The 22,257-nt window shown below is 55.9% G+C and carries 21 protein-coding genes; 15 read left to right on the plus strand and 6 right to left on the minus strand.

Annotated features, from left to right (window positions below):
• Positions 1-11 precede the first annotated feature (11 nt).
• The gene (locus A3841_RS06410; protein WP_073851481.1) at positions 12-1,412 is read right to left on the minus strand and encodes a hypothetical protein; all 1,401 of its coding nucleotides are present in this window, start codon (positions 1,410-1,412) and stop codon (positions 12-14) included.
• Between the two features lie 198 nt (positions 1,413-1,610).
• Here A3841_RS06410 and rbfA point away from each other — a divergent pair, with 198 nt between their 5' ends.
• From rbfA to A3841_RS06450, 8 genes are all read left to right on the plus strand, one after another.
• Complete coding sequence (rbfA, locus tag A3841_RS06415; RefSeq protein ID WP_073851482.1) at positions 1,611-2,006, plus strand: 30S ribosome-binding factor RbfA; 396 nt, start codon at positions 1,611-1,613, stop codon at positions 2,004-2,006.
• Between the two features lie 23 nt (positions 2,007-2,029).
• Positions 2,030-2,839 carry a class I SAM-dependent methyltransferase gene (locus A3841_RS06420; protein WP_073851483.1) on the plus strand — a complete coding sequence of 270 codons (810 nt, stop codon included), beginning with the start codon at positions 2,030-2,032 and terminating at the stop codon, positions 2,837-2,839.
• A gap of 76 nt (positions 2,840-2,915) precedes the next feature.
• Positions 2,916-4,139, plus strand: a complete 1,224-nt coding sequence (locus A3841_RS06425) for an ABC transporter permease (protein WP_073851484.1) — start codon at positions 2,916-2,918, stop codon at positions 4,137-4,139.
• A 169-nt stretch (positions 4,140-4,308) separates the two neighbouring features.
• Positions 4,309-7,233 (plus strand): DEAD/DEAH box helicase, encoded by a 2,925-nt coding sequence (locus tag A3841_RS06430; RefSeq protein WP_073851485.1) that lies wholly within the window; start codon positions 4,309-4,311, stop codon positions 7,231-7,233.
• Between the two features lie 230 nt (positions 7,234-7,463).
• Entirely contained in the window at positions 7,464-7,904 is a 441-nt protein-coding gene (locus A3841_RS06435; protein WP_073851486.1) for an SRPBCC family protein, read from the plus strand.
• Between the two features lie 60 nt (positions 7,905-7,964).
• Entirely contained in the window at positions 7,965-9,467 is a 1,503-nt protein-coding gene (gene crtD / locus A3841_RS06440; RefSeq protein ID WP_073851487.1) for a 1-hydroxycarotenoid 3,4-desaturase CrtD, read from the plus strand.
• Positions 9,460-10,140, plus strand: coding sequence for a carotenoid biosynthesis protein (locus A3841_RS06445; protein ID WP_073851488.1), 681 nt, complete (start codon positions 9,460-9,462; stop codon positions 10,138-10,140). Before crtD ends, A3841_RS06445 begins: the two co-directional genes overlap by 8 nt.
• A gap of 138 nt (positions 10,141-10,278) precedes the next feature.
• The gene (locus A3841_RS06450) at positions 10,279-10,890 is read left to right on the plus strand and encodes a hypothetical protein (protein WP_073851489.1); all 612 of its coding nucleotides are present in this window, start codon (positions 10,279-10,281) and stop codon (positions 10,888-10,890) included.
• A gap of 81 nt (positions 10,891-10,971) precedes the next feature.
• Here the strand turns inward: A3841_RS06450 and A3841_RS06455 are convergent, their stop codons facing one another.
• Entirely contained in the window at positions 10,972-11,214 is a 243-nt protein-coding gene (locus A3841_RS06455) for a DUF6952 family protein (RefSeq protein WP_073851490.1), read from the minus strand.
• Between the two features lie 7 nt (positions 11,215-11,221).
• Entirely contained in the window at positions 11,222-11,542 is a 321-nt protein-coding gene (locus A3841_RS06460; RefSeq protein ID WP_073851491.1) for a thioredoxin domain-containing protein, read from the minus strand.
• Positions 11,543-11,843: 301 nt separating this feature from the next.
• Here A3841_RS06460 and prfA point away from each other — a divergent pair, with 301 nt between their 5' ends.
• From prfA to A3841_RS06475, 3 genes are all read left to right on the plus strand, one after another.
• Complete coding sequence (gene prfA, locus A3841_RS06465) at positions 11,844-12,920, plus strand: peptide chain release factor 1 (RefSeq protein WP_073851492.1); 1,077 nt, start codon at positions 11,844-11,846, stop codon at positions 12,918-12,920.
• A 196-nt stretch (positions 12,921-13,116) separates the two neighbouring features.
• On the plus strand, positions 13,117-14,487 hold the full coding sequence (locus A3841_RS06470) for a hypothetical protein (RefSeq protein ID WP_073851493.1): 1,371 nt from the start codon (positions 13,117-13,119) through the stop codon (positions 14,485-14,487).
• Between the two features lie 170 nt (positions 14,488-14,657).
• Positions 14,658-15,077 (plus strand): secondary thiamine-phosphate synthase enzyme YjbQ, encoded by a 420-nt coding sequence (locus tag A3841_RS06475; RefSeq protein WP_073851494.1) that lies wholly within the window; start codon positions 14,658-14,660, stop codon positions 15,075-15,077.
• Between the two features lie 728 nt (positions 15,078-15,805).
• Here the strand turns inward: A3841_RS06475 and A3841_RS06480 are convergent.
• The 3 genes from A3841_RS06480 to gpmI form a co-directional block, all read right to left on the minus strand.
• Entirely contained in the window at positions 15,806-17,308 is a 1,503-nt protein-coding gene (locus A3841_RS06480; RefSeq protein WP_073851495.1) for a M43 family zinc metalloprotease, read from the minus strand.
• Positions 17,309-17,406: 98 nt separating this feature from the next.
• Positions 17,407-17,985, minus strand: a complete 579-nt coding sequence (locus A3841_RS06485) for a hypothetical protein (RefSeq protein ID WP_139307902.1) — start codon at positions 17,983-17,985, stop codon at positions 17,407-17,409.
• Positions 17,986-17,995: 10 nt separating this feature from the next.
• Positions 17,996-19,522 carry a 2,3-bisphosphoglycerate-independent phosphoglycerate mutase gene (gene gpmI, locus A3841_RS06490; protein WP_073851497.1) on the minus strand — a complete coding sequence of 509 codons (1,527 nt, stop codon included), beginning with the start codon at positions 19,520-19,522 and terminating at the stop codon, positions 17,996-17,998.
• Positions 19,523-19,746: 224 nt separating this feature from the next.
• On the opposite strand from gpmI, the gene A3841_RS06495 reads away from it, so the two are divergent.
• The 4 genes from A3841_RS06495 to A3841_RS06510 all read left to right on the plus strand — a co-directional run bounded on the left by A3841_RS06495 (position 19,747) and on the right by A3841_RS06510 (position 22,190).
• A complete protein-coding gene (locus tag A3841_RS06495; protein WP_073851498.1) occupies positions 19,747-20,160 on the plus strand; it encodes a DUF4783 domain-containing protein in 414 nt (137 codons plus the stop codon).
• Between the two features lie 65 nt (positions 20,161-20,225).
• Positions 20,226-21,083 (plus strand): carboxylating nicotinate-nucleotide diphosphorylase, encoded by an 858-nt coding sequence (gene nadC, locus A3841_RS06500; protein WP_073851499.1) that lies wholly within the window; start codon positions 20,226-20,228, stop codon positions 21,081-21,083.
• 110 nt (positions 21,084-21,193) lie between these two features.
• Complete coding sequence (locus A3841_RS06505) at positions 21,194-21,781, plus strand: hypothetical protein (protein WP_235861308.1); 588 nt, start codon at positions 21,194-21,196, stop codon at positions 21,779-21,781.
• 112 nt (positions 21,782-21,893) lie between these two features.
• The gene (locus A3841_RS06510) at positions 21,894-22,190 is read left to right on the plus strand and encodes a hypothetical protein (RefSeq protein WP_073851501.1); all 297 of its coding nucleotides are present in this window, start codon (positions 21,894-21,896) and stop codon (positions 22,188-22,190) included.
• Positions 22,191-22,257: the final 67 nt, after the last annotated feature.

Raw genomic sequence — 22,257 nt, forward strand, 5'->3', positions numbered from 1 at the left:
AGCGGCTCCTCTTATTTTAGCCTGTAAACCCCGGCGTCTCCTGTCTTTTCATACTTACCGAAGATGTCCGGGAGCTTGTAAGAAAGCTCCGGCATCAGTCCGGTTTTATCCACCAGGTATTGCGGCATCTCGTGCCTGAAGTTCTCGTGCAGCTGGAACACCGCCTGGTACTCATCAAGTCTGCCGAAGTGGCGCTGCGCCAGGTTCCAGTTCAGGTAGGGCGTAACGGGCTTGTTGTGCAGGTAATAACTGATGTCGCTGCCCAGCACCAGCACCGTGCTGTTTTGCATAGGCACAGCGGCCTGCTCGGGCAGTAGCAGCGGCGACTCATCCATCTGCATAAACTGGTTAATGCCCAGCACCAGCCGGTAGCGCAGCAGCAGCGTTCCGGCCAGCATCACCAGGAAAAACGTATTCAGGATCCAGCCTTTGCGGTTAGAAGTGAAGAAGAACTGACCGAAGTAGGCCACCGGCGGAAGTATGAGCACGAAAGTGGCCGCCGAAATCTCATCCCTTGTGAAAATAACCAGCAGGCTCGTGAGCAGCCATACCCACATCAGTTGCTGGAACTTAACCTGGAACACGAGGCGCTGCGGCAGAGAGGCGGCGCTGAGCAAAGAAAGCACAAGTATGATGCCGGGGATTATCATGAGCTTGGCCACATCGGAGGGCGGGCGCAGAAAGGCCACCTGCAGGTGCCAGGGGCGCAGCAGGTGCAGCTCCAGGAACTCCTGCGTGGTGTTGGTGTACATGTAGTAGGTCATCAGCACCGCGTACGGGAAGAGGAAACCACACAGCATGAGCATGGTGCTGCGGAAGGTGTTGGAGGCAAAGAAGATGACCGCGAAAACGCCCACCAGCAGGAACACCGCCAGCGGCAGGTAGCTCAAGGCCGCCAGGCCCAGCATAAAGCCGCCCACGAAAAGCCGGTTATTCTCGAATCCCTCGCGGTTAAGCGTGATGATGTAGGGCAGCGAAAGTATAAGAAACGTGTTGCCGATGAGCAGCGGCGTGAGCATGTTGAACTCAAAGGAGAGGCTGCCCAGGATCAGGTACAGCAGCGCCGGCAGGTAGTTCTTGGTGGCATACACGCTGTGGTGGTTCAGGGTACTGTTAAGAAGTAGCCCCTGCAGCAGGATAAGCCCCATAGCCGTAAGCCGGTACGCCAGGAAAGAGCGCCCCGCCGCCACATCCAGCAGCCAGTAAACGAAGGCCGAGATGGGCGCCGTGTTATCGTAGATATCGCGGTACATGTTATAGCCGTCGGCCAGACGCTCCCCCACCAGCATGTGCAGCAGCTCGGGCGCCGTTGGCCGTATGCCGAGCAGCACCAGTGGCAGCTGTATCCCCACAAACAGCAAAATCAACAGGAAAAGGCGCGATGGCAGTATGCTACGGAAGTAACTTATCAAGTAAAGACGGAGTTAGAAAAACGGTATTCAAGTATAAAGAGGCACGCGGGCAAGTATAAAAGCTGTCTTACGTTACCCCAGCAAGGGAAAGCCTAGATTAAAACAGCAGAAGCCCCTGCCCCGGTGCTGCCCTACCTGAAATGAGTAGGGCAGTTTTGGGGTAAAAATGCGAAATTAATATGATATTTGCATCTTCGTATGGAAAGTAAAAGACAACAGAAATTCTCGCGCCTGATTCAGAAAGAACTGGCAGACATCTTCCAAAGGGAGGTGCCGCACCTGTTCGGGGGCGCTTATATAGGGGTGAGCGTGGTGCGCGTATCGCCGGATCTGGGGGTGGCCAAGGTATACCTGAGCGTCATGATGGCCCAGAACAACGAGGTGGTGCTGCAGGAGGTGCGCGTGAACGCCAAAACCATCCGCCACCAGCTGGCGCAGCGCATCAAGAACCAGGTGCGCATCATCCCGGAGCTTATCTTCTACCTGGATGATACCGCCGAGTATGCCGCCAAGATCGATAAGCTGTTCGAGAACATAGACATCCCGCCACCTCGGGAAGACGACGAGGACGACGAAACATACCCTAACAAGTAGGCTTAAAGCCGCACACCACCCTTATGCAGTACGACCCTATCAAGCGGGTGCTTGGCGACGTGTTCAACAAGACACCGTTCCTGCGCCGCGTATTCTACAACCTGCTGGACCTGCTGTTGCTGCGCGCCTGGCACGTGCACAAAGAGCTGAACGAGTGGGCCGGCAACCGCCGCGGCAGGGAGCAGCACATCCTGGACGCCGGCTCCGGCTTCGGGCAGTACACGTACAAGCTCTCAGGCATGAGCAGCAAATGGAACATCCTGGCTGTGGACGTGAAGGAGGAGCAGGTATCGGACTGTAACCGCTTTATGCGCGCCATCGGCCGCCAAAACGTGTTGTTCAGGATTGCCGACCTGGTGAAGTTCCGCGACCCTAAGAGCTACGACCTTATACTTTCGGTGGATGTGATGGAGCACATTCTGGAGGATGTGGAGGTGTTCCGCAACTTCCAGGCCTCGCTGCGCCCGGGCGGCATGCTGCTGATCTCCACACCCTCAGACCAGGGCGGCTCCGATGTGCACGGCGACGATGAGACCTCGTTTATAGAGGAGCACGTGCGCGATGGCTACAACATCAAAGAGATAGAGGACAAGCTGAAGCTGGCAGGGTTTAGCAAGGTAGACGCGCGCTACTCCTACGGCAAGCCAGGGCAAATCTCCTGGCGCCTGTCCATGAAGTATCCGCTGCTGATGCTGAACGCCTCTAAAATTTTCTTCGTGCTGCTGCCGTTCTATTACCTGGTTACCTTCCCGGTGAGCCTGGTGCTGAACCGGCAGGACGTGAACGGCAAACACCCCTCAGGCACCGGCCTGATCGTGAAAGCGTGGAAGTAGGTTTAATTGTTAAGTTGTTACATTGCTTAATTGTTGGTCTCGGATAACTAGTAACGATCAACGAATAACGAAATACATGAACGTACCTTTTCTCATAGCGAAGCGATATTTTTTCTCCAGGAAGAAGAGGAACATCATCAGTATTATCTCCAATATTGCCATGATTGGGGTGGCTGTGGGTTCGGCGGCGCTCATTATCGTGCTGTCGGTGTTCAACGGCCTGGAGGACCTGATCCGGGAGATCTACTCCAGCTTTGACCCGGACCTGAAGGTTACGGCCGCAGAAGGCAAATCCTTTGAGACGGACACGGAGTTCATGAACCGCATCCGCAACACGCCGGGAGTGGCCGTGGTGTCGGAGGTGATAGAGGACAATGCCCTGCTGCGCTACAACGAGCGCCAGATGGTGGTGAAGGTGAAGGGCGTGAGCGAGAACTTCTTTGAGCAGAACGAGATCGGCGCCTCGGTGGTGGAGGGCTCCAGCGATCTATACTTTAACAAGACCTACCGCGCCCTGGTGGGCCGCGGCGTGCAGTACCAACTCTCTATCCGGCCGGGCAACCAGTTTGTGCCGATGCAGTTCCTCTACCCGCGCAATGTCAAGTTCAACCCGCTTAACCCGGAGGGCTCCTTCAACAGCCTCAACATTCTGCCGGGGGGCATTTTCGCCATCGAGCGCCAGTACGACGATGCCTACGTGTTTGTGCCCCTCAACTTCGCCGAAGAACTGTTGGATTATGGCCGTCGCCGCACCGCCCTGGAGATAAAGGTGGCCGAGGGCACCCAAATAGATCAGGTGAAGCGCGAGTTGCAGCAGCTGCTGGGCGAGGGCTTTAAGGTGCAGAACTCGGATGAGCAGCACACCAGCCTGCTGCGCGCCGTGAAGGTGGAGAAGCTGTTTGTCTTCATCACCTTTGCATTTATACTTGGCATCGCCTCCCTCAACATCTTCTTCTCCCTCTCCATGCTCGTCATCGACAAGAAGAAGGACATTGCCATACTTGCCTCCATGGGTGCCACGGCCAAAACCATCCGTAACATTTTCCTGCTGGAGGGGGCGCTGGTGGCCTTTATCGGGGCTGCTTACGGCCTTACCATCGGCATGCTGATCGGCAACCTGCAGCAAACGTTCGGGCTGGTAAGTATGGGCATGGCCACCTCGGTGGTGGAGGCGTACCCGGTTAAGATGGAGGTGGCGGACTTTGTCTTTACCGGCCTGGCGATCATCGTCATCACGCTGCTGGTATCCATCCGTCCGGCCAATAAGGCCGCGGCCATGTCTGTTACCGATAACATTTAGCTCCCCTCCCTCCCACAGTACAATTCCTGTATTTCGGAAACATCCGAGGCGCGTGCCTGTTTCTGCATAAAATTTAGCCGGTCTTACCAAAGTACAAGCCAAACCACCTGTTTCTGATAGGAAATGAGCGGTTTTTTGGCTAAATTTGAAGTCCAAAAATGTCTTCGGCATGAATGTTTATACCACGCAGCCTTTTCAGGTAGTCTATTCGCTCTTCGAGCACGAATACCTGGGTTACCTGTTTGAGTCGTATGTGGTACAGGTAAACTCCAAAGGGCAACTCACCCTGCAGCACCAGAACATCTCGGCAAAGAACGCCGACGAGTTCAGGGCCCGCCTTGACGCGGATGACTTTAAGCTCATCGCCATGATGGACCAGATACAGCAGGACGCTGTACTGAGGAAGTTCTCGCCGAAGAAGAAGCTCTCCGCCGCCGATTTCTTCCTGAAGGTATATGACCCCGAGAGGGGCGACAAGGCGCTGCAGGAGGCCATCAGCAGGCACATGCAAACCCAGATGGGCAAGATACTGGAGCTGCTGCGCAACGGCAAAACGACCTTCATTATGGGCAAGGACGGGGACCCTACCTGGCGGCAGATACACATCGCCCCGGAGCGGGCCACGGTGCTGTTTCATTTCAGGCGCAATGCCGACAATACCCACTATTTCCCGACGGTGAAGTATGCCGGACAGAAGCTCGAGTTTCAGTATAAGAATGCAACCCTGATCTGCCACACGCCTGCCTGGCTGCTGCTGAATGACCAGGTATACAGCTTTGAGAAGAACGTGGACGGCAAGAAGCTGCAGCCCTTCCTCAACAAGAAGTTCATTGTGGTGCCCCGCTCGGTGGAAGAGAACTACTACAGCAAGTTTGTGGCCCCGCTGGTGGAGCAGTTCGACGTACACGCCAAAGGCTTTGATATCCGGGACGAGAAGTATGTGCCCAGCCCATACCTTACCTTCTCGGAGATAGCCGCCACCGAGGCGCCCGCCACCGTGGCCGGCAGGGACGAGGCCGCAGCCCAGGAGAAGGGCCGGATCCTCTTCGACCTCTCGTTCAAGTATGGCGATTACATGGTGGAGACGCGTGAGGCCAAGCGCATCAGCGTGAGCATGGAGAAAACCCCGGACTCCTACGTTTTCCATAAACTGATACGGGATGTGAGCACCGAGAAGAAGTTTCTGAAGGAACTGGGCAAACGCTCCCTGGAGGTAAAGAACGGCCACGCGGTGCTGGAGAAGAGCGAGGCGTTCTCGTGGCTGAACAGCAACCTGCAGGGGCTGGAGGAGATAGGCTTCACCGTGCAGCAGAGCCAACGGGACGGGAAGAACTACTTTATCGGCGATATTACGCTGGATGTAGGCATCACGGAGAAAAACGACTGGTTTGACATTTATGGTACCGTGCGCTTCGGCGAGTTTGAGGTCCCGTTTATCAGGCTCAAAAACAACATCCTCACCCGGAACAGCGAGTTTATACTTCCCAACGGGCAGGTGGCCATTATCCCGGAGGAGTGGTTTACGCAGTACATAGAACTGTTTGCCTTTGCCGAGGGCGAGGAGCACCTGACGCTGCGCAGGCACCACATGGCGTTGGTAAACGATTTGCAGAATGGCAACCTGGCCACCGTAACCATGAGCCGCAGGCTGGAGAAGCTGCGCGGGTTCGAAACGATAGAGGATCAGCCCATGCCGGCCGGCTTCAGGGGCGAGCTGCGCCCTTACCAGAAGGCTGGCTACAACTGGCTCCACTTTGTGCAGAACTATAAGTTCGGCGGCTGCCTGGCCGACGACATGGGCCTGGGCAAAACCGTGCAGACGCTGGCCATGCTGCAGCACCGCAAGGAGAATGGGGCCGAAAGCGCGACGCTGCTGGTGATGCCCACCTCGCTGGTGTACAACTGGATGAACGAGGCCCAGAAGTTCACGCCGAGCCTGCGCATCCTCAACTACACCGGCACCTACCGCGAGAAGAACGTAGAGCTTTTCTCGGAGTACGACGTGGTCCTGACCTCCTACGGCATCGTGCGCCTGGACGCGGAGCTGCTTAAAACGTATTATTTCGATTATATCATACTGGATGAGTCGCAGGCCATTAAAAACCCCGACTCCAACACCTCGCGCTCGGTCCGGGAGCTCAAGTCGCGGCACCGGCTCATACTTACGGGCACGCCTGTGGAGAACAGCACCATGGACCTGTGGGCGCAGATGTCGTTCATAAACCCGGGGCTGCTGGGCTCCCAGCATTTCTTCCGCAACGAGTTCCTCAAGCCGATCGAGAAGGAGAAGGACGAGCAGAAAACGCGCCGCCTGCACGCGCTCATCAAGCCGTTCATACTTCGCAGGCACAAGTCGCAGGTGGCCAAGGAGCTGCCTGAGAAGATAGAGAACACCACCTTCTGCAAGATGACGGAGGAGCAGGAGCACGCCTACGAGGAAACAAAGTCCTACTACCGCAACAAGATCCTAACGAACCTGGAGGAGAACGGGCCGGGCAACACCCAGTTCATGCTCCTGCAGGGCCTCACCAAGCTGCGCCAGATCGCCAACCACCCCCTGATGACGGACCCGGGCTACGAAGGCAGCTCCGGCAAGCTGAAGGAGGTGGTCCATAAGACTACCGATGTGGTGAGCAAGGGGCACAAGGTGTTAATATTCAGCCAGTTTGTGAAGCATTTGGAGATCATCAAAAGGTCTCTGGACAAGCGGGAGATAAAGTATACGTACCTGGACGGCAACACCAAGAACCGCCACGAGCAGGTGGAGCGCTTCCAACAGGATGAGAGCATACAGGTGTTCCTGATCTCGCTGAAGGCCGGCGGCGTGGGCCTGAACCTGACCGCCGCCGACTACGTGTTTATACTTGACCCCTGGTGGAACCCCGCCGTGGAGGCGCAGGCCATAGACCGTGCGCACCGCATCGGGCAGCAGAACACGGTGTTCACCTATAAGTTCATCACCAAGGATACCGTGGAGGAGAAGATACTGGCACTGCAGAACCGCAAGATCCGGCTCGTTACCGACCTCATCAGTACCGACGAGACTGTGATCAAGAGCCTCACCAAAGAGGACATCGACAACCTGTTAAGCTAAGTTGTTGGATGGCTGAATGGTTAGTTTGTTGTTCAGCAGAAAGTATAAAGTATAAAATGGCCGCTGCAAGTATACATGTAGCGGCCATTTTATTGCCGGAAGTATAACTTTAATGTCCGGGGGAGGTTTTAAGTAGTAAGTAAGAAAACTCTCCTCCTTGGTTAAGGAGGGAGGGGTGGTTTGACCTGGCACTGCAAAAGCCAGCAATTTAACAATTCAACAATTAACCCATGCAGCTCCACCTCAGCACCTACGTCAGCCAGAATTACCTGCAGGTCTTTAATGCCTTTGATGAGCAGCTGTTCTGGAAGCTGTCGCCGACTTACCCTAAGCTAAAGCTGCTGCGCTTCGATGGCTCCGAGCCCGGCGATGTGGTGGAGGTGGAGCTGCAGACAGGCATCAAATCCTTCCGCTGGACCAGCCTGATCACCGAGAGAAGTATAACCGAAACCGAGGCGTACTTTGTAGACCAGGGCCAGGAACTGCCGCCGCCGCTAAAAGTATGGCACCACAAGCACCTGGTTTCCAAAAACGGCAGCGGCGCCGTGATCCACGACATCATCACCTACAGCACCGGCTTCAAACCGCTGGATTTGCTGCTCTACCCGCTCATCAAGGTGCAATTCGGGATGCGGAAGCCGGTTTACCAGCGGGAGTTCGGGAAAGTATAAAAACCTTTCCCCCACCCCATCAGTTTACTGCACAAAAAGTATAAAACCGTATAGCAAAGTATGAGGAAGGCAGCCATCATCGGGGCGGGAATCGGGGGCATTGCCACAGCCGTGCGCCTGGCCGTGAAAGGCTACGGGGTCACGGTGCTGGAGGCCAACCCTACGTTTGGCGGCAAGATGCAGGAGTTCTGGCTGGGCAAGTATAGGTTCGATGCCGGTCCCTCGCTGTTCACGCTGCCGCACCTGGTGGATGAGCTGTTCACGCTGGCTGGCCGCACCCCCTCCGACTACTTCCGCTACAGCCGCCTCGACCCGATCACGCACTACTTCTGGCCTGACGGCAGCCACGTAAAAGCCTGGGCCGACGCCGATAAGTTTGCAGGGGAGGCCGAGCGGCAACTGGGGGTGCCAGGGCAGGCGGTGCGGGAGGCGCTGCAGAAAAGCGCGCGCCTCTACCGGGGCACCGCCGGCACGTTCCTGCAGAAGTCGCTGCACCGACTCGATACCTACCTGAGCCCCGACGTGCTGAAGGCGCTTGGCTGCCTCTCCGACCTCGGCCTGACCACCACCATGCATCAGGAAAATACCCGCCAGTTCTCCGACTCGCGCTTTGTGCAGTTGCTCGACAGGTTTGCCACCTACAACGGCTCCGACCCGTACCAGGCGCCCGGCACGCTCAACATCATCCCGCACCTGGAGCACAACATCGGCGCCTTTTACCCGGGGGGGGGCATGTATAGTATAGCCGCGAGCCTGGTGAAGCTGGCGGAGGAACTAGGGGTAGCATTCAAGTATAACGAACCCGTAAAACAGATCTTAACCTCAGGTAAACGTATAACCGGCGTAGAAACCAGCCATGCAACGTATAAAGCCGATGTGGTGGTGAGCAACATGGATGTGGTGCCCACGTACCGCCGGCTCCTGCCCCACCAGAAAGCGCCGGAGCAAACGCTGCAACAGCCACGCTCCAGCTCGGCGCTCATCTTCTACTGGGGCATTAAAAAGGAGTTTGAGCAGCTGCACGTGCACAACATCTTCTTCAGCCAGGACTATAAAGCCGAGTTCGAGCACATCTTCAAGTATAAAACCGTTAGCCCCGACCCTACCGTGTACCTCAACATCACCTCCAAAGCCGACCCGCAGGATGCGCCTGCCGGCGGCGAGAACTGGTTTGTGATGGTGAATGTGCCCCATAACCAGGGGCAGGACTGGCAGCAGCTAACCACAGACACCCGGCAGGCGGTGCTGCAGAAACTGAGCAAAATGCTGGGCACCAATATAGAATCGCTGATAGAGCAGGAGCAGGTGCTGGACCCACTGCTGATCGAAAGCCGCACCTCCTCGTTTGGCGGGGCCTTGTACGGCAGCAGCTCCAACAACCGCATGGCTGCCTTCCTGCGCCACCCTAACTTCAGCTCCAAACTAAAAGGATTATACTTTTGCGGCGGCAGTGTGCATCCCGGCGGCGGCATTCCGTTGTGCCTGCTCTCTGCCAAGATCGTGGGCGAGTTGGTGCCTGCCGTTGCCCCCTCACCTGCTAAACCACATCAACCCCATGCCTGACACCACGACTGCACCTACAACAGCACCCGTTGCCGCCAAGTATAAAAAGTATGCGTTGCCGCTTGCTGTGGCTATACTTGTCATTTTTCATGCGGTGGGGTTCTGGGGGCTGCTGTTCAGCGGGAGGCCGACGTATTTCCAGAACCTCACGCCCATGAACCTGCTGCTCACCAACACGCTGCTCTTTGCCTTCCACCGCCGCTGGAACGCCGCATTTATACTTTTTGCCGTGGTGGTGTGGGCCGTGGGCTTCTTCTCGGAGGTGCTGGGCGTGCACACCGGCCTGCTGTTCGGGGAATATACGTACGGTGCGGCGATGGGCCTTAAAGTATGGGAGGTGCCCCTGCTGATTGGTCTGAACTGGCTGATGCTGGTCTACAGCACCGGGCACATCAGCAACTACACGCGGCTGCCGTGGTGGGCAAAAGCCCTGCTAGGCACGCTGCTCATGCTGCTGCTTGATTTTTTTATTGAGCCGGTGGCCATGCGCTTCGACTTCTGGGACTGGCAGGGCGGGCAGATACCGCTGAGCAACTTCGTAGGCTGGTTTTTGGTGGCGCTGGGGCTGCAGGTATACTTCCAGCGGGCAGCCATCTACAAGAAAAACCGGCTGGCCCCTTTCGTGTACCTGGTGCAGCTGCTCTTTTTTATGGGTATTTTCTTACTGCTGTAATTTTCTGTTTCCCATGATAGAAAAAAAAATATGTACCTTTGGAAAAGGGTAACCTGTGTTAAAGACACCTTTACCAAAAGAAAAGGTCATCAGAAAACAGGCTATGCTATTGCTGCGGGATAGGGTATTTTTACATACATGGGTATACCAGAAACGATTTTAGGCCAGCTAGTACAGGTGTTCAAGAGTGAGGGGATAGAGCGCCATACGGAAGAGGAGCTAATGGAGCGCCTGGGGATACAGCAGAGCGACTACAACGCCCTGTTCTCCGGCAAAGCCGACATGGTGCGGCAGGTGGTGCAACACGACCTGTACCTGGGCGAGCAGCGCGACCAGGAGCTGTTGCAAAGTGCCAGGAACCCGGTGGAGGAGATCATCCTGTTGCTGCTGCACGGCATCAAGGAGCTGCAGGCAATCAGCCCGGCCTATATCTACGACATGCAGCAGTACCACCCGCAGGTATGGCAGTTGTGCCTGGACCACCTCAACTCCTATAACCACGACCTGAATTTCGGGGTGCTAAACAAAGGAGTGGTGCAGGGATACTTCCGCAAGGACATCAACCTGCAGCTGGTTACCAAGATCATCCTGGAGCAGTTTAACCTCATCATCAACCCGCACGTTTTCCCGCCAGACCGCTACGACATGGGCGAGGTTTTCCGGAGCATCTACCTATACTATGTACGCGGCCTCTGCACCGACAAAGGCAGCCGGTTGGCAGAGGAATACTTCTCGAAGAACAATATTTAGGAAGCCATCACAACGTAAAAAGCGCTGCGGCCAAGATTTTATACGTTGGCCGCAGCGCTTTTAAGCTATAGTAATTTGCCCTTAGCTGATGGAAACGCGCACCTTCTGCGTGTAGGAGCGCAGGGCGGTTTTAAAGTCGGTGCCGTTGTCCTCCATGTCGTTCAGAATCCAGACGGCGGCCAGCACGTGCGTCAGCTGCTCGCCCTCATCGTCGCCCCCCACCTCAATGGCGGGCTGCTGCTCGTCCACAATCGCGGCCTCCGCGGCCATCAACTCGTCCAGGTTATGGTTCTCAACCAGTTTCTTTATCGCAGGTATCTTCATGGTATGGTTAGGCGTCTAGTTTATGGATCAGTTCACGAACGGCTTCCTCCTTGCTGGCAGCCACAGAGTCTACCAGCTGGCCATTTTTAAAGATGGCGAAAGTGGGCAGGTTGTTCACGTTGGCCAGCTTGCGCGCTTCCGGGCTGGTCTCGGCGTTCACATCCACAAAAGCCACGTTGGCAAATGCCTCGTCGTCGGACATACGCTTGAACTTAGGCGAGAACAGGCGGCAGCTGCCACACCAGTCGGCGTAGTATTTCACCACCACTTTCTGGTTTGCGTTCAGTACTTCGTTAAAATCGTTGTCAGTTGCTACTATAACAGCCATATTGCTTCTTTTTTGAGTTACGTAAAATGGTTCTATCCCTTTATAACCAATGTCAAAAGTAAATGTTTCGGCCGGAAGTATGGCAATAGTTTAGATAGATTTAATTTATCCGTTTATAGACAGAGGCTATAACGTTGTTTCCCCGCGCATCCTCCCCTTCCTCCTGAAACTATACCCGCGGCTTTAAAGTTATAGCTTAGAGTATAGTATGGCGATAAAATTATACTTAAAGCGGTAACGGAGGATAATAAAACCTACGGCCCAATTTTGTATCTTTGCAGCCTAAAACCAGGAAAGTACGATGTTAGATAAGTTAGAAGCCATCAATCAGCGTTTTGAGGAGGTAAGCCAGTTGCTTATCCAGCCGGATGTGGCCAGCGACATGAAGAAATTCAAGGCGCTGAACAAAGAGTATAAGGACCTTGACAAGATAGTAGTTGAATATAAGAAGTACCTCAACATCCTGAGCAACATCGACAATGCCAAGCAGGTGATTGCCACGGAGAAGGACGAGGATTTCAGGCAGATGGCCAAGGAGGAGTTGGACGAGCTGCTGCCGCAGCGCGAGGCCATGGAGGACACCCTGAAGGAGCTGCTGATCCCGAAAGACCCGAACGACAGCAAGGACATCATCATGGAGATCCGCGCGGGTGCGGGCGGCGACGAGGCCTCCATCTTTGCCGGCGACCTGTACCGCATGTACATCCGCTTTGCAGAGCGCATGGGCTGGCGTGTTGAGATGATCGATGCCACCGAGGGTACTTCCGGCGGTTATAAAGAGATCATCGTGAACATGTCTGGCGAGGATGTGTATGGCAAGCTGAAGTTTGAGTCGGGGGTGCACCGCGTGCAGCGCGTTCCGGCCACCGAGACTCAGGGCCGTATCCATACTTCCGTGGCCTCTGTGGTGGTGCTGCCGGAGGTGGAAGAACTGGACGTGGAGATCGATATGAACGATGTGCGCAAAGACCTCTTCATGTCATCAGGTCCGGGCGGTCAGTCCGTAAACACAACTTACTCTGCCGTGCGCCTGACGCACATCCCAACTGGTATCGTGGCCCAGTGCCAGGACCAGAAATCGCAGCTGAAGAATTTTGATAAAGCCCTGGCTGTACTTCGCTCACGCCTCTACGAGATTGAGCTGGCCAAGAAGCAGGAAGCGGAAGGCGCCCAGCGCAAGAGCATGGTGGGCAGCGGCGATCGCTCTGATAAGATCCGTACCTACAACTACCCGCAGGGCCGCGTAACCGATCACCGCATCGGCTACACCGTGTATAACCTGCCCAACGTAATGGATGGTGGCATAGAGGACTTTGTAGAGGAGCTTCGTATTGCCGAGAACGCCGAAAGACTGAAAGAAGGCGCCACCGCCGAATAAGAAAGTATAAAAGTATAAGCTGAAGGGATGTAGTGAGCAAGTATAGCGGCGCTGCATCCTTTTTCTTTTTTTAATTGCTACATTGTTGAGCAGTTAAATTGTATAACGGAGGACTTGGCAGTATGATAATTTCCGAGTTTGCAACAGTTATACTTTGAACATCCAATAACGGACAACGATTAACGAACAACGAAACGTGAAGCTCCTGCTCGCCATACTGCCCCTGTTGCTGCTGCTGTCGGTATTCGGCTGTGAGCCCAGGGAGGAGGTGACTACCACCGACCCGGGGGCGCTGCTGGCTTTCTCGGCAGACACGGTGCTGTTTGATACCGTTTTCGTGAGCCGTGGCAGCGTTACCAAGCGTCTGAAAGTATACAACCGCCATGAGAAGGCCGTGCGCATCAGCGAGATCACGCTGGCGGGTGCTGCTTCCTCCCCTTACCAGCTCACTATTAACGGGGTGCAGGCGCCGCTGGCAAATAACCTGGAGCTGCGCGGCGGCGACAGCCTGTACGTGCTCGTAAAGGCCAACATCAACCCTACAGACCAGAACCAGCCGTTCCTGGCGGCCGACTCCATCCTTTTCACCACCAACGGGCAGCAGCAGCAGGTAAAGCTGGTGGCCTACGGGCAGAACGCCTACTTCCACCGCAAAGGCAGCATCGGCACCGCCACCTGGCCTGCCGATAAGCCGCACGTGCTGCTGGATTCGGTGCTGGTGCCCGAGGGGGCCGTACTTACCATTGAGAAGGGAGCGCGCATTTACGGCTACAACAAGTCGGTGCTGCTGGTGGCGGGGCAGCTGCAGGTGCAGGGTACGCCGCAGGAAAGGGTAATCTTCCGTGGCTTCCGCCGCGAGGAGGAGTACCACACTGCGCCCGGCCAGTGGGAAGGCATTCGGATCCTGGCCACCAGTGGGGGCAATAGTATAAAGTATGCGGATGTGAAGAACACCGTCTACGGCCTGCGCATCGGCAACCCGGGCAAGGCCGGCACGCTGCTGGAGGGGAGCATCGTGGCGCATGCCCAATTGGGCGGCGTGGTGGCCTTTACCTCGGAAGTGCGGCTGGTGAACACGCTCATCTATAACTGCGGACAGTACGGCTTCGGCGGGTTGGGCGGCGGCAAGTATGAGTTGCTCTACTCGACCATTGTCAGCTACCAAAACCCGCTGCAGCGCGAAACACCCCTGCTTGCCGTAGTCGATTTTATACCTGAAACGGAGATTGTGGACCAGCCCACTTCGCTGCGGATGGTGAACTCCATTGTGTATTCGGATGGCTACAGCACAGCGGACGAGGTGCTGGTAGAGCCGGCCACTGCCGCCACGGAGGTGGCCAACAACCTGCTGCGCACCGAAAGGCACAAAGCACAGTTCTCCGGAAGCAATATCCTGAACACCGATCCGAAGTTTAAGGCACCTGCCAAGTATGATTTCAGCCTCGACACCCTCTCCCCTGCCAGCGGCGCGGCCAAAGCTCTGCCAGCCATACGCCAGGACATGAAAGGGACCACCCGCAGCAGCACCCATCCGGACGCAGGCGCGTATGAACGTACGTTAGATTAAAGTTAATGCTGAATGAGTGGGTGCGTGAATGAGAGTTGCTGGTAATCTTAACCCTATACTTATACTTGCACATGCAGGGTGTAGCCATTCATAAAGTATAAAGTGGCTGCTCTGATCCCTCAAAAAATCATTCACTCATTCACACATCCACTCATTCAAAATTATACTTTATGTGGTTTCAGAAAGAGATAAGGCTGCCGGCCGTTAAGCGCGGGTTTCATTTGATAACGGATCTGCTGGAGGCGCACCTGCCTGAGCTTGAAAGTATAAACGTGGGCCTGGCGCACATCTTCATCAAGCATACTTCGGCCAGTTTAACGATCAACGAAAACGCCGACTCTACCGTGCGGCAGGACTTCGAGCGCCACTTCAATCACATGGTGCCCGAGAACCAGCCTTACTACCGCCATACCTTAGAGGGCGCCGATGACATGCCGGCTCACCTGAAAGCGGCCATACTTGGCACCTCCGTTACCATACCTATTCGCAACGGCGCGTTTAACCTGGGCACCTGGCAGGGCGTCTACCTCTGCGAGCACCGCGACAATGCCTCCAAACGCACGGTGGTTGTCACGCTGCAGGGCGAATAGTTACTGGTTGTTCGTTAGCGGTTAGTAGAGTGTTGAGCATGTATAAAGATGGACTGTGATGCGCGGTTTATACTTTGAGATATTCCCCCAGCAACCAGTAAATAGCAACTAAAAAACCAAGGTGCGATTGCCCTGCTACCCGGAGGGGAACAATCGGAAATTCTGGACGAAGGACTATTTTCCAAGCGATAGAGTATAAAACCACCTGTACTTCTCATACTTATACTTGTGGCAAAGCTAAAGCCGCAGCTATCGAATCTGATCCCAGTCCTTGGGCTGAGCGCCTTGTAGATTTCCGGTTTCGCTTTAGCGAAATTGCGGAGACCGCAGGTCAAGCAAAGGAAATGTACACAGCGCGATGCCAAAGGACGAGCCCTCTCGGGCTTGAGAGCACCAAAGTATGAGATGCAACAGTAGGTTTGTGGGAACTACAGGATCAGCGGTAGCTAGTAAGGATAGCTTGTGTCAAGTTGCAGGAAGCAGCGGCAGGGAAAGTATGGCTAAAGTATAAAAAGGCACAAGCGGACGCTTGCGCCAGGATAAGCCTGGAAGTATAGCCAAAGTATAAGTATGGCTCTGCGAGCCAGCCGGGTTGCAAACCCGACGCCATTGTAGGATACAAGTCTGAAGACTTGCACCATGAAAGATTGGGAAAGTTAGCGGGATATAGAGCCATACTTTTGATCTCTTTACCTGACATCTAATAACGAACAGCTAATAACTAACTCCTACCGCACTATACTTATCCTCCTGATCTCGGTACCGTTGGTGCTGGTTAAGCGGAGGAAGTATACGCCGGGTGGCAGGTGCTGCACATCCAGTTGCAGGGCACGGTGGCGGGTCTCGGCGGTGAGCACGGTCTTGCCCACACTGTTGACCAGCTCTAAGTGCCGCACCACTATGCGCGCGGGCTGCTCGATGTATATATAATCAGAGGCAGGATTCGGGTAAACCGTCAGGTCGCTTACCGTTACGTGCACGAAATCCTCCTTCACTTCCGTATCGCTGGTGCTGCCGTTGCGCACCGTCAGCTTCACGTTATACTTCCCAGGTTGCGGGTAGGTAACAGTAGGACTCTCCTGCGTGGAAGTGGCCGGCACGCCTCCCTCAAACTCCCAGAGCCACTCCGTTGCCCGCACTCCCTCAGGGGCAGCGGCAAACTGTATGCTTTCCCCGGCCACCACCAGGCTGTCGGCCTCCAGCGCCATTCCGAAGTCGGAGCGGATGGCAGCGGAGCAGGCCAGCGAGGACAGCAGCCGGCTGCGGCTGGTACTGACAACGGCGTTCATGTAGGCGGCCTGGCCGTGGGTGAACAGGTTCATGCAGGCATCAGCGCTGTAATCCATGTAGTTCTGGTACATGTCGCCGTAGGGGCCGTTGTCGCAGGAAACCCGTATGCCGCCTTCGCAGTCTGTGGAATAGTACTCCTGGTTAGGGGTGTCGCTGATGCCGTCGGAGTCAGAGCAACTGGCCGCGTCATCGCCCCAGATGTGGCTCAGCCCGAGCCAGTGCCCCACCTCATGCGTGGCGGTGCGACCCATATTATACTCCGTGCCGAACTTGTTAGCCGGCGCGGCCCCCACGGCCGTGTAATGCAGCACCACGCCGTCCAGGTGCGGCAAGGTGGTACCCGGCATGGAGGCATAGCCCAGCACGTTGTCTTTCACGTTTCCTACCCAGATGTTGAGGTAGCGGTTGGTGTCCCAGGCGTTCGCACCGCCGTTCTCCGGTTTCTTGATGAAATCATACGCATAGTCGAACTCGGTGCGGTAGGTTTGGGTGCGGGTGATGCCGGTGGTCGGGTCGCCGTTGGGGTCGGTAATGGCCAGGCAGAACTCGATGCGGGTGTCGGCGGCGTAGGGCGAAAAGTAGGAAGGGGTGTTCGCGGCATCCGCGTTGCGCCTCCTGAAGTCGGCATTCAGCACCGCCAGCTGCGACAGGATCTGCTCGTCCGAAATGTTCTGTGCCTCCTCACTGTACAGTACATGAAACACCACCGGGATGGTGATGGTGGTCGCGGCGCGCAGGTGCTGCCACTGGCGCTGCTCCTGTAGTTTCTGCTGCACGGCCTGCTGCACCCGCTGCTGCTGCTTTCCCAGCGATGGATGCTGTGCCCGCATGGCCTCCGCGTAGCTGTTGGTGGCGCAGCTGCGGTTACCCGTTAGATGCTGGGCAAGGCCGGGGAAGGCTACGCCAAGGCAAAGAACGGCCGAAAGGGCAAGCGTACGCATGAGGTAAAGGGTTAGCAGGTTTTACGGGCAGCCCATGTGCCTGTAGCCATGCAAGATAAGGAAAATCAGGAAAGGGAAAAGGCTTTTGTGAGCACCCGCTAGAGGTTGGCCTTCACCTCGTAGCGCAGCGTGTCCCCGAAGATCATTTTCTGCACGCCCTCCACCTGGTAGCTAGAGATGTCGCCGGTTCGGGAATCGGTGCTGAGCTCTATGACGCGGTTTGAGAAAAAGATGATGTTCTCGTCCTGCAGGCGCGCGTTAAGCTGCTTCAGCCTGCCGTCGGGTGCCATGATGAGGCGCAGGTAGTGCACCAAGGTAGAGGCATCCTCCAGCTTGGTGAACTCCACAGCTACAGCGCCATCCTCCAGCACCTGCTCCCGGCGGGTATAGAACTCCTGCAGCGCGGGGCGGCTCAGGTCGGCCTGCTCAAATATAGCCAGCTCATCCTCCCAGTCAATGTCCGGCGTCTCCACCACCTCCGGCTCCCGACCCTGCGCCGCCACGGATTTCAACACCATGGGCTGTTCCGTCTCCAGCTTCTGCCGTTGCTCGTGCAGGTAGGTCGTCAGGTTAAAAGCGTCCTGTCCCACCTCGTTGGTAACAGGCGGGACAGGACGTTCACAGGCAACAGTGGCCAGTAAAAGGCCCATCCATAAGAGCGGTTTATACTTGGCCACGGCGGTAGGGTTAGTGGTTTATCAATGTTTCGCCGGTCATTTCCTCCGGCTTCTGCAGGTGCATCAGCTCCAGAATGGTGGGGGCGATATCACCCAGCTTGCCCGGGTGCAGCGTGCCTTTAAAATCACCGCTCACCAGCACGAACGGCACCAGGTTGGTGGTGTGGGCCGTGTTGGGCGTGCCATCCGGGTTAATCATCATATCCGCGTTGCCGTGGTCGGCGACCACGATGGTGTCGTAGCCGTTCTCCAGGGCCGTAGTGATCACCTTTGCCGCGCATTCGTCTACCACCTCGCATGCCTTAACGGCGGCCTCAAACACGCCGGTGTGGCCCACCATGTCCGGGTTAGCGAAATTCAGGCAGATAAAGTCGGCACTTTTCTTCTCCAATTCCGGCACAATGGCGTCGCGGATGTCATATGCGCTCATTTCCGGCATCAGGTCGTAGGTGGCCACTTTAGGGGAAGGGCACATCAGGCGGCTTTCGCCCTCGAACTGCGTTTCGCGGCCCCCTGAGAAGAAGAAGGTAACGTGCGGGTACTTCTCCGTCTCAGCAATGCGGATCTGCTTTTTGCCGGCCTTGGACAGCACCTCGCCCAGTGTGTTGTTCAGGTTGTCCTTCTCGAAGATGGCCTCTGTGTTCAGGAAGCTGTCGTCGTAGTTGGTCATCATCACGTAGTGCAGGTCCAGCTTATGCATGTCCTGCTCCGGGAAGTCGCGCTGCGTCAGGGCCTGGGTAATCTCGCGGCCGCGGTCAGTGCGGAAGTTGAAGCAGATCACCACGTCGCCGTTCTTGATCGTGGCAATGGGCTCCTGGCGGTCGTTCACCTTCACGATCGGCTTGATGAACTCATCCGTAACACCGGCGTTATAAGAATCGAGCATGGATTTGATCAGGTTCTGCGACGGCTCGCCCTCCCCTTTCACCATCAGGTCGTAGGCCAGCTTTACGCGCTCCCAGCGGTTGTCGCGGTCCATGGCGTAGTAGCGGCCCACAATCGAGGCGATGGTGCCGGTGGTGTTCTCCAGGTGCTCCTCCAACTCGTTAATATACTTGACGCCGCCCTTCGGGTCGGTGTCGCGGCCATCGGTAAAGGCATGGATGTATACTTCGTGCAGTTCCTGGTCGTAAGCCACGGTGCAAAGCGCCTTCAGGTGGTCTATGTGCGAGTGCACGCCGCCATCAGACACAAGCCCGATAAGGTGGACAGGCCGCTTGTTTTCTTTGGCATAGGAGAAAGCGTTGGCAAGCGCCGGCATGGCCGCCAGCTTGCGCTCGGCAATGGCTTTGTTGATGCGCACCAGGTCCTGGTACACCACGCGGCCGGCGCCAATGTTCATGTGCCCTACCTCGGAGTTGCCCATCTGCCCCTCCGGTAATCCAACGGCCTCGCCGGAAGCCTGCAGGGTGGTGGTGGGGTATTTGTCGAAAATAGAATCAATAAAAGGAGTGCTGGCTTTATTAATGGCCGAAACCGCCACATCGGTGGCAATTCCCCACCCGTCTAGAATCACTAAGAGTACCTTCTTATCCATGGCGCAAATATAACTATAATCTTTAAAGCTGCAGGCGCTAATTGGGCTGTCCTTGCGGCGCGCAGGGAGCTAATGCTCTGCCTGGCAGCTATAAAAGTATACGTGTGGCGGGGCGCGGGTTCTTTCTTTATAGGTATAATCGTGTTATATTAGAGACCCGGAATCTCCCTCATTACTTGGCATAGTTTTGGCTCATGAGAGAGCGAGTATTACAAACAGCATTTATGAAAAACTTTAAACACTTTGCAGTTGCCTTCTCGATGTTATTAGTGGCCGTTTTACTGACGGCAGGGCCGGCTGTGGCGCAGGGCGATGCGATGAATTCTGTGAAGCAGGCGATGAAGGCCGGCTCGGCCAAGGATCTTTCCAGGAGCTTTGGCAGCATGGTGGAAATTACCCTTGACGGCGCGGAGGCGACCAGCTACAGCAGCACGCAGGCAGAGTTCGTGATGAAGAACTTCTTCTCCAAAAACGCGCCGGTAGATTTTAGCGTGAACCACAACGGCACCTCCGACAAAGGCCAGCTATACGCCATCGGTACCTATGCCTCCAAGGGTGGTTCCTATACGGTGCTGATCCGGATGAAGTCCTCCGGAGGGAAATACCTCATCCATTCGATGAACTTTATAAAAGATTAAGACAATACTAATGAGATTTTTACAAAGGCTCGGGTTTATACCGGGCCTTTTTTTATTTTTGCACCGTGAAACCGACATACCTGACCGAAAAAAGTATAAACGCGTTCATCGCCGCGGCGCTGGCCGAGGACGTAGGCGACGGAGATCACTCCTCGCTGGCGGCCATTCCTGCCGACGCGCAGAACCAGGCGCGCCTGCTGGTGAAAGGCGAAGGTGTACTGGCCGGCGTAGAGCTGGCGGGCTATATCTTTAAGGCCGTGGACCCGGAGCTGCAGCTGGACGTGCTGATGCATGACGGTGACCGGATGAAGTATGGCGACGTGGCCTTTACCGTGAAGGGGAAGGCCCAAAGTATACTTACCGCCGAGCGCCTGGTGCTTAACTGCATGCAGCGCATGAGCGGTATCGCCACATATACCAATTATATGGCAGGCCTGATTGCGGGCACCGGCGCCAAACTGTTGGATACCCGCAAAACAACGCCTAACTTCCGCCTTATGGAGAAATGGGCTGTGGTAATAGGCGGCGGCCACAACCACCGCTTTGGCCTGTACGACATGATCATGCTGAAGGACAACCACGTGGATTATGCCGGCGGCGTGCGCGAAGCCATCACCGCCACGCAAAAGTACCTGCAGGAGAAAGGTAAGGACCTGAAAATTGAGATAGAGACACGCAACCTGCAGGAAGTGCGGGAGGCGCTGGAGACGGGCGGTATCCACCGCATCATGCTCGACAACATGAGCACGGAGGTGATGCGGGAGGCCGTGGCCATGATCGGCGGGAAGTATGAGGTGGAGGCCTCGGGCGGGATCACGGAGGAAACCATCCGGGCCGTGGCCGAGTGCGGCGTGGACTTCATCTCGGTGGGCGCGCTGACGCACTCCAACAGAAGCATCGACCTGAGCCTGAAGGCTTTTTAAGAATGCGTTGCCCTCTATTGAAGGGGGATTTTATACTTGACACTTGCTCTGCAGGCCTGGCCGGAGGGGCTGGGAAAGAGGAAGACAGAGATTTTATACTTATACTATTTATGCAGCAACCAAACCAAAGAGGTCGGCGGATGGCGCAGGGGGCGAACCCGCTCGCGATCCGTACCAAGAAGTACCAGCTAGACAAGAATGACTATACCCGCATGGCCCTGGGCCAGGTGTGGCGCAAAAGCTGGTGGCAGGCGCTTATTCCGCTGGTGCTGTTCCTGCTGCCGGCTGTTTTCAGCTTTTCGTGGTGGTGGGTGGCCGGCGCTGTTATCGTAACGCTGCTGTTCGTGCTGCTGCGCTCGGCGCAGGTAATGAGCGTGACGCAGGTGGAGCAGGGCAGCCCGCTGTTCGAGAAACTGACGTACGAGGTAGACCCGCGCCAGATCCTGCTCAGGCGCAACGAGCGCGAGGGCATGGCCCTGACCTGGGACATGATCGGGCGGGCGCAGAAGAAAGACAACGGCTACATGCTGTGGCTGCAGCCGCCATCAAAGGAGCAACTGCCCGGCGGCTGGAAAGGCTGGGTGGCTCGTACCTTCCAGGTACCGGTGTTCATCTTCATGCCGTTCCGTATCTTTAACAGCCCCAACGACCTGAAGCTGATGGAGAGCTACCTGCGCCGCAAAAGCCTGATCGCTTAACACGGCGGTATAACCCGTCTCGGGCGCTTTAACGTAAAATATTAACAATTAAAGCTTTGCCGCACCAGTTGCGGGCTAGGCTTTTAAAGGGAAAGTATAAAAACGTACAAAAATGAATAAGAACGTAACAGCAGTATTTGCCGCCGCATGCGGTATGTTCATGGCTTCCTGCGGAGCACCATCAGACCTGAGACCGGAGGAAAAGGTGTCAATAGATACGGTAGAGCCGGGAACACGTAAGACCTATAACGTTTCTGATGCCGGTACTTTTGGCGAAGGCGTGGAGGATGAGGTGAAGGCGGAGCAGGTGATGCCCAATCATGACGCGGGTGCCAACTCCATACAGCCTGGCGACAGCGTGAAAGAGAAAGCAGAGATAAACTCTGAGGCAGGCGCTGTAAAGCGATAGAAAGCCGCAGTACAAGGCCTGCCGCTGCTGTTACATCAGCAGCGGCAGGCCTTTTTTTTGCCTCTCG

Source organism: Pontibacter flavimaris, assembly GCF_001907195.1.
Taxonomy (GTDB): Bacteria; Bacteroidota; Bacteroidia; order Cytophagales; family Hymenobacteraceae; genus Pontibacter; species Pontibacter flavimaris.